General features: G+C 65.7%; 13 protein-coding genes, 1 tRNA gene and 1 pseudogene. 11 read left to right on the forward strand and 4 right to left on the reverse strand.

The features are described 5' to 3' along the window. The first annotated feature begins 127 nt into the window (after positions 1-127). The 10 genes and pseudogenes from fabD (at position 128) to DL544_RS04530 (ending at position 8,667) form a co-directional block, all read left to right on the forward strand. Positions 128-1,072 carry an ACP S-malonyltransferase gene (fabD, locus tag DL544_RS04485; RefSeq protein WP_005415507.1) on the forward strand — a complete coding sequence of 315 codons (945 nt, stop codon included), beginning with the start codon at positions 128-130 and terminating at the stop codon, positions 1,070-1,072. Between the two features lie 82 nt (positions 1,073-1,154). Next, positions 1,155-1,898 (forward strand): 3-oxoacyl-ACP reductase FabG, encoded by a 744-nt coding sequence (gene fabG / locus DL544_RS04490; RefSeq protein WP_005408312.1) that lies wholly within the window; start codon positions 1,155-1,157, stop codon positions 1,896-1,898. A 152-nt stretch (positions 1,899-2,050) separates the two neighbouring features. Next, a complete protein-coding gene (gene acpP / locus DL544_RS04495; RefSeq protein WP_061480516.1) occupies positions 2,051-2,290 on the forward strand; it encodes an acyl carrier protein in 240 nt (79 codons plus the stop codon). A 140-nt stretch (positions 2,291-2,430) separates the two neighbouring features. After that, positions 2,431-3,693, forward strand: coding sequence for a beta-ketoacyl-ACP synthase II (fabF, locus tag DL544_RS04500; RefSeq protein WP_065177975.1), 1,263 nt, complete (start codon positions 2,431-2,433; stop codon positions 3,691-3,693). A 101-nt stretch (positions 3,694-3,794) separates the two neighbouring features. After that, the gene (locus DL544_RS04505) at positions 3,795-5,153 is read left to right on the forward strand and encodes an aminodeoxychorismate synthase component I (protein WP_139726776.1); all 1,359 of its coding nucleotides are present in this window, start codon (positions 3,795-3,797) and stop codon (positions 5,151-5,153) included. Between the two features lie 238 nt (positions 5,154-5,391). Next, positions 5,392-6,453, forward strand: coding sequence for an endolytic transglycosylase MltG (gene mltG / locus DL544_RS04510; protein ID WP_065177973.1), 1,062 nt, complete (start codon positions 5,392-5,394; stop codon positions 6,451-6,453). Further along, positions 6,450-7,114 (forward strand): annotated as a pseudogene (tmk, locus tag DL544_RS04515) (dTMP kinase). Before mltG ends, tmk begins: the two are co-directional and overlap by 4 nt. Next, complete coding sequence (locus tag DL544_RS04520; protein WP_065185804.1) at positions 7,111-8,067, forward strand: DNA polymerase III subunit delta'; 957 nt, start codon at positions 7,111-7,113, stop codon at positions 8,065-8,067. Before tmk ends, DL544_RS04520 begins: the two are co-directional and overlap by 4 nt. Next, on the forward strand, positions 8,064-8,417 hold the full coding sequence (locus tag DL544_RS04525; protein WP_005412452.1) for a PilZ domain-containing protein: 354 nt from the start codon (positions 8,064-8,066) through the stop codon (positions 8,415-8,417). Before DL544_RS04520 ends, DL544_RS04525 begins: the two co-directional genes overlap by 4 nt. Before the next feature lie 175 nt (positions 8,418-8,592). Beyond that, a tRNA-Val gene (locus DL544_RS04530) sits at positions 8,593-8,667 on the forward strand. A gap of 159 nt (positions 8,668-8,826) precedes the next feature. On the opposite strand, the gene DL544_RS04535 is transcribed toward DL544_RS04530, so the two are convergent. From DL544_RS04535 to DL544_RS04550, 4 genes are all read right to left on the reverse strand, one after another. Then, positions 8,827-9,084 (reverse strand): hypothetical protein, encoded by a 258-nt coding sequence (locus DL544_RS04535; protein ID WP_021202623.1) that lies wholly within the window; start codon positions 9,082-9,084, stop codon positions 8,827-8,829. 2 nt (positions 9,085-9,086) lie between these two features. Continuing rightward, entirely contained in the window at positions 9,087-9,827 is a 741-nt protein-coding gene (locus tag DL544_RS21375; RefSeq protein ID WP_231109065.1) for an RHS repeat-associated core domain-containing protein, read from the reverse strand. A gap of 417 nt (positions 9,828-10,244) precedes the next feature. Next, positions 10,245-10,808, reverse strand: a complete 564-nt coding sequence (locus DL544_RS04545) for a hypothetical protein (RefSeq protein WP_065185806.1) — start codon at positions 10,806-10,808, stop codon at positions 10,245-10,247. 52 nt (positions 10,809-10,860) lie between these two features. Then, positions 10,861-11,268 carry a hypothetical protein gene (locus DL544_RS04550; protein ID WP_065185807.1) on the reverse strand — a complete coding sequence of 136 codons (408 nt, stop codon included), beginning with the start codon at positions 11,266-11,268 and terminating at the stop codon, positions 10,861-10,863. 566 nt (positions 11,269-11,834) lie between these two features. Between DL544_RS04550 and DL544_RS04555 the strand changes: the two genes are divergently transcribed. Continuing rightward, the gene (locus DL544_RS04555; RefSeq protein WP_065197119.1) at positions 11,835-12,215 is read left to right on the forward strand and encodes a tautomerase family protein; all 381 of its coding nucleotides are present in this window, start codon (positions 11,835-11,837) and stop codon (positions 12,213-12,215) included. Positions 12,216-12,236 lie beyond the last annotated feature (21 nt).

The raw sequence follows: 12,236 nt of genomic DNA on the forward strand, positions 1-12,236 counted from the left end.
AAAAGGGATCTGACCCCATTGCGCTTGCCCGGCCGCCCTCCATACGCCTGCATACGCGCACGTACAGACGACACAGCGGATTCCCCCTTATCATGGCCCGCTTCGATTGCAGCAAGCGGATGACCGCGTGACCGTATCCACCCTCGCTTTTGTCTTCCCCGGCCAGGGCTCGCAGTCTGTGGGCATGGTGGCCGAGCTGGCCGAACTGCACCCGCAGGTGCGTGAAGCCTTCACCGAGGCATCCGATGGTGCTGGCGTCGACCTGTGGGCGCTGTCCCAGGGTGGCCCGGAAGAAATGCTCAACCGTACCGAATACACCCAGCCGGCCCTGTTGGCCGCAAGCATTGGTGTGTGGCGCGCCTGGAACGCCGTGGGCGGTCCGCGCCCGTCGGTGCTGTCCGGCCACAGTCTGGGCGAGTACACCGCCCTGGTTGCCGCCGGCGCGCTGAGCCTGCATGACGGCGCGCACCTGGTGCGCCTGCGTGGCCAGCTGATGCAGGAAGCGGCACCGGCCGGTGTCGGTGCCATGGCCGCCGTGCTCGGTGCCGAAGACCAGCTGGTGCTGGATGTCTGCGCCGAAGCCGCAGGCAGCCAGGTGGTGGTGCCGGCCAACTTCAATTCGCCGGGCCAGATCGTGATCGGTGGCGACGCCGACGCGGTCGACCGTGCGCTGGCGCTGTTGGCCGAGAAGGGCGTGCGCAAGGCGGTCAAGCTGGCCGTCAGCGTGCCCTCGCACACCCCGTTGATGCGCGAAGCCGCCAACCGCTTGGCCGAAGTGATGGCTGGCCTGTCCTGGCAGGCGCCGCAGCTGCCGGTGGTGCAGAACGTCGATGCCCAGGTGCACGACGGCGTGGACGCCATCCGCACCGCGCTGGTCCAGCAGCTTTACCAGCCGGTGCAGTGGACCGGTTGCGTGCAGGCGCTGGCCGCCCGTGGCATCACCCAGATCGCCGAGTGCGGCCCAGGCAAGGTGCTGACCGGCCTGGTCAAGCGCATCGACAAGGCCATCGACGGCCGTCCTCTGGCCACGCCGGGCGACTTTGAAGCCGCCCGCGAGGCATGGTCGGCCTGACCTTCCCTGTTTCCTGCCGACCGTACCGGTGGCCGCTGCAAGCGGCACGGTGCGGCGGCCGCTCCCGTCTGAGGAAAACAACATGAGCAAGCCCCTGCAGGGTGAAATCGCACTGGTCACCGGTGCCAGCCGTGGCATTGGTGCCGCCATCGCCGATCTGCTGGCCGCCCAGGGCGCCACCGTCATCGGCACCGCCACCACCGAATCCGGCGCCGCCGCGATCGGTGAGCGCCTGGCCGCCCACGGCGGTCACGGCCGCGCGCTGAACGTCACCGACGCCGCTGCGCTGGACAGCGTGCTCGATGGCATCGCCAAGGAATTCGGCCCGATCTCGATCCTGGTCAACAATGCCGGCATCACCCGCGACAACCTGCTGATGCGCATGAAGGACGAGGACTGGGCGTCGATCATCGACACCAACCTGACCAGCGTGTTCCGCACCAGCAAGGCGGTGATGCGCGGCATGATGAAGGCGCGCAAGGGCCGCATCATCAACATCGCATCGGTGGTGGGCGTGACCGGCAATGCCGGGCAGGCCAACTACGCGGCCGCCAAGGCCGGCATCATCGGCTTCAGCAAGTCGCTGGCCAAGGAAATCGGCTCGCGCGGCGTCACCGTCAATGTTGTCGCACCCGGCTTCATCGACACCGACATGACCAAGGCGTTGCCGGAAGAAGCGCGTACCGCGCTGATCAACGACATCGCCCTCGAACGCCTAGGTTCGCCGGAGGACATCGCCCATGCGGTGGCGTTCCTGGCCAGCCCGGCTGCCGGTTACATCACCGGCGAAACCCTCCATGTGAACGGCGGCATGTACATGCCGTAAGCAAGGGGCGCAGGGATTGCGCCGCAAGTGGTTGATCTGCGGAGGTTTTTGCTGCAATGCAAGGCCGCGCCGGTTTCCACTACACTATCCCACGGCCATCGCCCTTGATGGCGACCACTTTTGAACCACAACTCCATCTGGAGCGAGATCCCATGAGCACCATCGAAGAACGCGTCAAGAAAATCGTCGTCGAACAGCTTGGCGTCAAGGAAGATGAAGTCACCAACAGCGCATCGTTCGTCGATGACCTGGGCGCTGACTCGCTGGACACCGTCGAGCTGGTGATGGCCCTGGAAGAAGAATTCGAGTGCGAGATCCCGGACGAAGAAGCCGAGAAGATCAGCACCGTGCAGGCCGCCATCGACTACATCACGGCCCACGTCAAGGCCTGATGTCAGACGGCAGTGCGCGCGGGTCTCCGCTCGCCGCGCACCGCACCCCATGGGGCCGCAGTTGCGGCCCCGTGTGTTTGAGCATCACACCGAAGCAAACCGTGTTACCCGATTGAACCTTCGGGTCAGGAGAATCAGCAATGAAGCGTCGCGTCGTCGTAACCGGCCTGGGTATCGTCTCGCCGTTGGGCAATGATCTGGCCAGCAGCTGGGAAGGCATCACCCAGGGTCGTTCGGGCATCGGTCCGCTGACCAACGTTTCTGATGCCTACCTGGACCGGTTCACCACCAAGATTGCAGGTGAGGTCAAGGGCTTTGACATCACCGCCGACAACGAACTGTTCGGCAAGTACCGGGTCAGCGGCAAGGATGCCAAGAAGATGGACCCGTTCATCCATTACGGCCTCGGTGCCTCGTTCATGGCCCTGCACGACTCGGGCCTGGAGATCACCGACGCCAATGCCGAGCGCATCGGCGCCATTGTCGGCGCCGGCATCGGCGGCCTGCTCGGCATCGAAGAGCAGACCATCGAGTTCCACGAGGGCAAGAAGATCTCGCCCTTCTACGTGCCCAAGACCATCATCAACATGCTGCCGGGCCAGCTGAGCATCATCACCGGCCTGAAGGGCCCGTCGTTCTCGGCGGTGTCGGCGTGCGCGACCTCGAACCACTCGATCGGCACCGCGATGCGCATGATCCAGTACGGCGACGCCGACGTGATGGTGGTCGGTGGTGCCGAGCGTGGCTCGTCGCCGACCGCCCTGGGTGGCTTCTGCGCGATGAAGGCCATGAGCACCCGCAACGACGCTCCGGAACAGGCCTCGCGCCCGTGGGACAAGGACCGTGACGGCTTCGTGCTGGGCGACGGCGCCGGCATCCTGATCCTGGAAGAGTACGAGCACGCCAAGGCACGCGGCGCGAAGATCTACTGCGAACTGGCCGGTTTCGGTGCCAGCTCCGACGCGTACCACATGACCGCCCCGAGCGAGAACGGCGAAGGCGCCGCCCGCTGCATGGTCATGGCCATGAAGGACGCTGGTGTGACCCCGGAACAGGTCGGCTACCTCAACGCGCACGGCACCTCCACGCCGCTGGGCGACCTGGGCGAGACCATGGCGATGAAGACCGCCTTCGGCGACCACGCCTACAAGATGATGGTCAGCTCCACCAAGTCGATGACCGGCCACCTGCTGGGCGCGGCCGGCGGCGTGGAAGCGATCTTCTCGGTGATGGCGCTGCAGGACAACGTCATTCCGCCGACCATCAACCTGCAGCAGCCGGGCGAAGGCTGCGACCTGGACTACGTGCCCAACGAAGCACGCCAGGCCAAGGTTGACGTGGTGATGTCCAATGGCTTCGGCTTCGGCGGCACCAACGGCACGCTGATCTTCAAGCGCGTCTGACCGGGTTGTAGCGTCGGGCCATGCTCGACTGAACGTGCATTACGCACGAGGAGGCCGCCGCAAGGCGGCTTCCGTGCATCTGAATCCCTGAACTGGCCATCATGACCCACGCACCGCTGATCCAACCGCTGCCGCACCCGATCGATCTGCTGGCCCTGCAGCATCATGACCCGGCACGCTTCCCGCTGCTGATGGAATCCACCGCCTCGGGCACCGCCCAGGGCCGCTGGAGCCTGCTGCTGGCCGCGCAGGGCGACTGCCTGCGGCTGGATGCCGATGGCCAGGTGCGCGACCAGCACGACGCGGTACACGCCGGCAGCTTCCTGCAGGTGCTGGACCGTGCCTGGCAGCACGAACGCCTGCCGCACGACGGCAGCCACAGCCTGCCGTTCCGTGGCGGCTGGGCGTTGATGCTCGATTACGAAGTGGCCAGCCAGATTGAACCGGTGCTGCCGGCGCGCGCGCGCGAGGACGGCCGCCCGACCGCGCTGGCGCTGCGCTGCCCGGCTGCGGTGCTGCACGACCACCAGAACGACGCCAGCTTCGTCATCGCCGAAGCCGGTGAGCAGGCCCTGCTGGAGGCGCTGGTGACCATGGCGTCGCAGGCACTGCCGGAGGCCGGGCAGGGCTGGCAGCCGCCGCAGTCGGTGGGCGAGGATGCGCCACAGCGCTTCACCGACGGCGTGCGCCGGGTGATCGACTACCTGCGTGCCGGCGATGTGTTCCAGGTGAACCTGTCGCGGCGCTGGAGCGCGCAGTTCGCTGCGCCGGTCCAGCCGCAGGCGCTGTACGCGCAGCTGCGTCGTGCCAACCCGGCACCGTTCGCCGGCCTGTTCAGCGCGCACGGTCGCCATGTGGTCAGTTCCTCGCCGGAGCGGCTGGTGTCGGTGCATGCCGGCCACGCGCAGACGCGTCCCATTGCCGGCACGCGTCCGCGCTTCGAGGGGGACGATGATGCCGCGCGCATCCGGGAGCTGGTCGGCCACCCCAAGGAGCGTGCTGAGCACGTGATGCTGATCGACCTGGAACGCAACGACCTGGGCCGCATCTGCCTGCCCGGCACCGTGGTGGTCGATGAGTTGATGACGGTGGAGAGCTACGCCCATGTGCACCACATCGTCAGCAATGTCAGCGGCCACCTGCGCCCGGAGGTCACGCCCGGCGAGGTGATCGCCGCCACGTTCCCGGGTGGCACCATCACCGGCTGCCCCAAGTTGCGATGCATGCAGATCATCAGCGAGCTGGAGCAGGTGCCGCGCGGTGCCTACACCGGCGCGTTCGGCTGGCTGAACCGCGATGGCGACCTGGACCTGAACATCCTGATCCGTACCGCCGAAGTGGATGGCCACGAGGTGAGCTTCCGCACCGGCGCCGGCATCGTGGTTGATTCGGACCCGGACAAGGAACTGGACGAGACCCGCGCGAAGGCCCGCGGCCTGTTGCGCGCGCTCGGCCAGTAGGGGTAGTGCCGGCCGCTGGCCGGCAACGCCATTCCCCCACGGTGGGTGCCGACCGTGGGTCGGCACGGAGTCCTCCATGGCCATTCATCCACGCATGGCGTGGATCTACTGATCGCCGCGCCAGGCATGGATTGTGGTGGGTGCCGACCGTTGGTCGGCACGGCGACGCCACCCCGGTCATGACCCCAATCCACCGGCACGGTATCCTGCACGACGGAATCGAGTTCAGAGGTAGTCCATGGCGGGAGCCAAGCGCGGGTGTCTGTTCGTGGTAACGCTGGTGGTGGTGCTGGCCGCTGTCGTGGCCGGCGCGGGCGCGTGGTTCTTCTACCAGCAGACCCGCTTCGCCGATGCCCCGATCACCCCCACCGCCGAAAGCGTGGTCATCGCCAGCGGCGATGGCATGAACAGCGTGCTGCGCAAGCTACGCGATGCCGGCGTGGACGAGGGCCAGGACACCCAGTGGCAACTGCTGGCGCGCCAGCTCGATGCCGCCGGCAAGCTGAAGGTGGGCGAGTACGCGCTCAGCGGCGAGCTGACCCCGCGCGAGCTGCTGTTGCGCATGCGTGCCGGCAAGGTGCTGCAGCACCGCGTCACGATTGTCGAGGGCTGGAACATCCGCCAGCTGCGTGCCGCGCTCAAGCGCGCCGAGCCGCTGCTGCACACCACCGACAATCTTGATGACGCCGCGCTGATGCAGCGCCTCGGCTTCGGTGGCCAGCATCCGGAAGGCCGCTTCCTGCCGGAGACCTACGTCTACCAGCGCGGCGACAGCGATCTGGACGTGCTCAAGCGCGCGCACGCCGCGATGGAAAAGGCGCTGGATGAAGCCTGGGAAAGCCGCGCGCCGGACCTGCCGATCAACACGCCCTACGAACTGCTGACGATGGCCTCGATCATCGAGAAGGAAACCGCATTGGCCAGCGAGCGCCCGCAGATTGCCGGCGTGTTCATGCGTCGCCTGAAGATCGGCATGCGCCTGCAGACCGACCCGACCGTGATCTACGGCCTCGGTGCCGCGTATGACGGCAACATCCGCCGCCGCGACCTGACCACCGATACGCCCTACAACACCTATACCCGTGCCGGCCTGACCCCGACCCCGATCGCCATGCCCAGCCGCGATGCACTGATGGCCGCCGCGCAACCCGCAGCGGGCGACGCGCTGTATTTCGTCGCCGTGGGCGATGGCAGTGGCGCGCACGTGTTCTCGCCCAGCCTGGACCAGCACAACGCGGCCGTAGCCCGCTACCTGCAGCAGCTGCGCCAGCAACGTACCCAGGAGACCCCGGCGCAATGAGTCCCGCGCTGCTTCGCCACCCGCGTTTCGTCAGCCTGGAAGGCGGCGAAGGCGCGGGCAAGACCACCGCCATCAATGCCATCCGTGACTGCCTGCGCAGCCACGGCCACGAGGTGGTGCTGACCCGCGAGCCGGGCGGCACGCCCCTGGCCGAGCGCATCCGCGGCCTGGTGCTGAAGCCCGATGCCGAGATCGCTGCCGAGCCACTCAGCGCCGAAGCCGAGTTGCTGCTGGTGTTCGCCGCACGCGCGCAGCATGTGCGCCAGGTGGTCCGGCCGGCGCTGCAGCGCGGCGCCTATGTGCTGAGCGATCGCTTCACCGATTCCAGCTACGCCTATCAGGGCGGTGGCCGTGGCCTCGACCCGCAGTGGATTGCCGACCTGGAGCGCCGCGCGGTCGGCCTGCTGCCGGCCTGACCCTGCTGCTGGATGTGGACGTGGCCGTCGGCCGCGCGCGCGCCAACGGCCGCGACCTGTGGCCGGACCGCATCGAGAGCGAGCAGGACGATTTCTTCCAGCGCGTGCGCGAAGTGTTCCGCAGCCGCGCACAGCAGGATCCGCAGCGCTTCGCATTGATTGATGCGGGCCAGGAGCAGGCGCGCGTGGCCGCCGATGTGGTCGCGCGTGTCGAGCGCTGGCTGCGGGACGGGGAGGGCGCATGAGCACGTTTTCGCCCTGGCAGCAGCGCGCGTTCGAACAGACGGTGGCCGCGCTCGACGCCGGTCGCCTCGGTCATGGCCTGCTGATCTGCGGTCCGGCCGGGCTGGGCAAGCATGAGGTGGCGCTGGCGCTGGCCGACCACGTGCTGGCGCAGGGCGATGCAGCCCACGCCACGCGCACGCGCCAGCTGATCGCGGCGGGCACCCACCCGGACCTGCAGCTGGTCAGCTTCATTCCGAACAAGAGCGGCGACAAGCTGCGTACCGAGATCGTCATCGAGCAGATGCGCGAGATCACCGACAAGCTGGCGCTGACCCCGCAGTACGGCGTGGCGCAGGTGGTGATCGTCGACCCGGCCGATGCGATCAACCGCTCGGCGGCCAACGCGCTGCTGAAAACCCTGGAAGAGCCGCAGCCCGGCCGCTACCTGTGGTTGATCAGCAGCGACCCGGCACGCTTGCCGCAGACCATCCGCAGCCGCTGCCAGCGCCTGGAATTCAAGTTGCCGCCGCAGCACGAAGCACTGGCATGGCTGCAGCAGCAGGGCCATAGCGAGGCATCGGCGCGCGAAGCGCTGGACGCGGCGCGCGGCCATCCCGGCCAGGCCGACAACTGGCTGCGCGAAGACGGCCTGAGCCTGCGCCGCGAAGTGGGCCGCGAGCTGGAACAGCTGGCTGCCGGCAAGACCGGCGCGGTGGAGCTGGCGCAGAAGTGGTGCGGTGACGACAACGCGGCGCTGCGCCTGCGCTTTGCCGCCGACCTGGCACTGACCCAGGCCAGCACCGATGCCTTGACCACGCCGGAGCGATTGCACAAGCTTGCAGCCTGGTTCGATGCGGCCAACCGCACCCGCGACCTGCTGCGCACCACGGTGCGTGCAGACCTTGCGGTGGTCGAGTTGCTGCTGGCCTGGAACAAGGTGAACGAGCGGCCCGCCGCAAGGGGAAATCGATGAGTGCCAGCAACGCCCGCCAGGGCATCCTGTCCCTGGCCGTGAAGGACAAAGCCGCGCTGTACAGCGCGTACATGCCGTTCGTGAAGAATGGCGGCATCTTCGTGCCCACGCCCAAACGCTACTTCCTGGGCGACGAGGTGTTCCTGCTGCTGACCCTGCCCGATTCCAGCGAGCGCCTGCCGGTGGCCGGCAAGGTGATCTGGGTGACCCCGGCAGGCGCGCAGGGCAACCGCACCGCCGGCATCGGCGTGCAGCTGGCCGATGGTGCCGAAGGCGAGGGCGTGCGCCACAAGATCGAGACCCTGCTGGCCGGGCTTACCGGCTCGGACAAGCCGACCCATACGATGTGATTCCGGTAGCGCCGGGCTGGGCTCGGCTGCATGCCCCGAAACGCCTGTGAACCCGCTGTTCTGTAGAGCCGAGCCATGCTCGGCTGCGCACCCCGAAAACACCCGTGAACACGAATGTGAAAAAGTGTTGACGGCCTCTGAAAAGCCCCTATAATGAGCGGCTCAGCAACACACCGGGCGGTTAGCTCAGCGGTAGAGCATTGCCTTCACACGGCAAGGGTCACAGGTTCGATCCCTGTACCGCCCACCATGTTGCAGAACAAAAAAAGCCTCCAGCAATGGGGGCTTTTTTGTTACCTGCGATCCAGCAGGATCAGCCGAATGCGCGCTCCGTCTCAGCCGTGTTCTTCCAGCGGCGCGCTTGATCTTCGCCGTGCGTCAATCAGACCGTGCCCGCATCAACGTGCCTTCAGTCACCCGACGCATCGGGCCGATCAACGACGGGGCCGACGAAGTCAATGATTTCTTCGATCTCAATGCCTCGTTGATTAGGTTCATCGTCAGGCCCCAAGCCGCTCTCTGACAGTTCTTCCAGCAACGCATCAATCAGCGACTCGCGATCACGCTCAACGAGGTATCTGACGCCATTCTCGGGTAGGAGCAAATTGTGCTTCGCTGCGATTTCAACCAACAGCGAGCGCAGGCTGGGTGAGATATCCTTCTTCATCTTTACTTTACCTTCGGGTCTCTCAGTCCTTCGCTATTCTTCGGGAAGGCCGTTATGACCTTCCCTTCGCCGTTCAAAACTACTTTCGCATCCTTCCCTGTGTACGCCGTCTTGCCGCCGGCCTGCTCGGCAACCTTCGCGGGTTCTTTCACTGCCGATAGTATGGCCTTTGCAGAGACCCCCCTGCCTCCATCGCGGGAGATTGCCTGATTCAAGCCGTGCTTGGTGTAGCCGGTGATCTTTCCCGCTACTGCGCCAGAAGTGCCCGTGACACCGGCGGCTCCTGCGCCAATCTCTGCCGCAGTGGCTACCGCTCCTGGATTTGCCATTGCGGCCAGACCACCCTCTGCGAGTACTGGAGCCGCCAGAATTGCGGTTAACGCGACACCAATTGCCGGTCCGAGGCTATCGCTTGGATTTCTCGGCGGAGGAGTAATCGGTTGCCCATTCGTGGCGTCGTTGACTACCTTGAAGGCTGCACCACTCTCCCGCCCATCAGGATCCGTGAACTTGTAAGGGTTTCCGTTGGCATATCGATACCGGTTGAACTGTTCAACTGGCTTCTGATAGGCCGTTACCGGGTCCACCGATAGCAAAATCCCCAACTGTGGATCCATGTACCGCTGCTGCATGTAGCTCAGTCCGGTGACCGAGTCGCTCACATGTCCCGTGTATCCCGGTCCGTCTGTGGCCTGGCCACCTACCAAGGCCCCATAGGGCTCATAGTCGTAGCGCTTGATCACTTTCCCATTGGCATCTGTTTCGGCGACGACGGAGCCAAGGGCGTCAGTGTGGATGTAAGTGACTGTTTCCTGGCCTGCGGCGATGGCAGATGGTAATAGGCCAAGGCCGAATGGCAGCGCAAAGCACAACCAGGTGCCTATGGCAGCCAACTGGCGGAATTGAGATTCCAATCTCCTGAAGCGCGAAATTGCACCACCTGCAGCATCCCTGCACCTACGCATTCTTCGCATCCCCGGAAACGCCTTCGAGTAAGGCTTGACCGGATATTACGATCATGAAGCTTGTTGGTCGATGCGGGCCACGCAGGGGAGGGGGCGGAAAGTCCTGCTCTACAGCGGTCCCAGCCATTCTCTGAGCTCACTGCTGGCCTTCATTTACTCAGGGGTTTTCTTCTGTGAATGGGAACAGGCCTTGTCTCAGGCGTGTTCGTCCAATAGCTCGCGCGCGATCATCGCCGTGGCATCCAGCAGGTCATGGCCGCTACCCGCCTGCACCACCACTGCAAGCAGACCACGGCCCACCTCGGCATTGCCGCTGGTCAGTTCCATCTCGCCCTCAAAGCACAGATCGGCCAACCATTCATGGGCCTGCTGCAGCCCGCGCTTGCGGACGCGGCGGAACTCCGCGAGCAGCTTCGCCTGGCCGGCCTCCTGCCCACCATCGGCCAGCAGGCCGATGGCACCGCCGTGCGCCGCGCGCCAGAGGGCCGGTAGCGGGCGACCGTTCGCGTCCACCACGTCCGGCGAGAACTGCGCGCAGTACATTTCGTAGCGCTTGCCCGCCGTACTGCTGGGCACGATGCCGGCTTCGGCCAGCAGGCGTTCGGCTTCATCCAGTGTGCTGAACTTCAAGCGCAGCAGTGCAGGGCGGCTCAGCTGTTGTGCCAGCGCGTGCTGGTTGGCGGCGAACCAGACGTTCCAGCCAACGGTTGCGCGGCCTTCCAGTGCGGCCTTGAAGTATTCCAGGTGTTCGGCGTCCATTGCGGCCTCCTGCGTTCCCTGCGCGATTGTAGCGGGAGCACATCCGCGCCGGTCAGGCATCGCCGCTGGAGAGGCAATGATGTGCCTCGCGCACCAGCTGTCGTGCGGCCACGATCAGTCCGTCGATATGGAAGGCGCCCAACTGTTCGTCCGGGCCACCTTCGTTGCGCGCATGGTCGGCGGCCTGCAGCAGGTCGAGCAATGCGCCGAGCCCAGACAGTGAGCGGCGCAACGAAGCGTGATTGCTGGCGCCGAGGGTGAGGCTGATGCACGGTTGTCCGTCATCACCGTCGGCCTGGTTGATCGCATTGAGTCGGGCGAAGAACGTGGCCGACTGCGTCGGCAGGTTCTGTTCGTTCAGGGCGCACTCGATCTCGCGTGCGAGGTCCCCGGGCACGTCGGCTGCGACGTCGCCGATAAGCGCGTGCAGGCGGGGATGGATGGCTGTGCGGTTGGTCATGGCGAAACCCTCACTGGCGTAGGGCCACCTTCCCGAGTGAAGGTGGCGGACGGTGCGGGTTGGCGTACCAAGGCAAACGAACTCCCATCGAGAAGAAGGCCTGGCGGATCTGTCGATCCCCACGCACCGGCCGCCATTGAAGGCAATCGGTGCATTCTCTCTGCTGCGACGTAAACCGCAGCGATGGGTGTTCATTCGTTTATTCGAGACGCCAATCCCGGCCAAGGCGTCTTGCCTCGGCGCGGCGATCTTCAAGCCGGGCAATCACATCGGTCTGTAAGGAAAATTCTCAACTGTCCCTAGGCAGGCCAGACGTTTCCCGATGTGTGTCGTCCGACACCTGCGAGTAGTGCGGCCCATCACTGATGGCGCACATCGCCGCCCCTGCCGACCGTGCACATGACGACTCCGGAGGGATGCCGCCACGGCAATCGCGTCACCCCGCGCGGCGGAGGCGGGACCATGCCACGCATGGAGCCAGAGGGTTCCATCCCTGCGCTGTCCCGCCGCCCCGGGCAGGCGTAGTCTCAGCCTGTCGTCGTACCCATCCACTCTGGAGTGCCACCATGCCGCTCGCCCGCATCGATCTTCGCAAAGGCAAATCCGCCGACTACCTGCAACGCGTCGGCGAAACCATCTACCAGGCCATGCGCGCGGTGGGGGTGCCGGAAAACGATCGCTTCCAGATCTTCCAGGAACACGCGCCCGGCACGCTGATCTACGATCCCGGCTACCTGGGCGTGGATCGCACCGACGACTTCATCTGCATCCAGATCACCTGGAACGAAGGGCGCACGCTGGAGCAGAAAAAGGCGCTGTACGCCGGCATCGCCGATGGACTGCATGTGGCGGTGGGCATCCGCCGCGAGGATGTGTTCATCAATCTGGTGGAAGTGAAGAAGGAGAACTGGTCGTTCGGGAACGGTCAGGCGCAGTACGTGAGTTGATGCGGGAACGGTGTCAGCGCC

Source organism: Stenotrophomonas sp. pho, from assembly GCF_006228405.1.
Classification (GTDB): domain Bacteria; phylum Pseudomonadota; class Gammaproteobacteria; order Xanthomonadales; family Xanthomonadaceae; genus Stenotrophomonas; species Stenotrophomonas sepilia.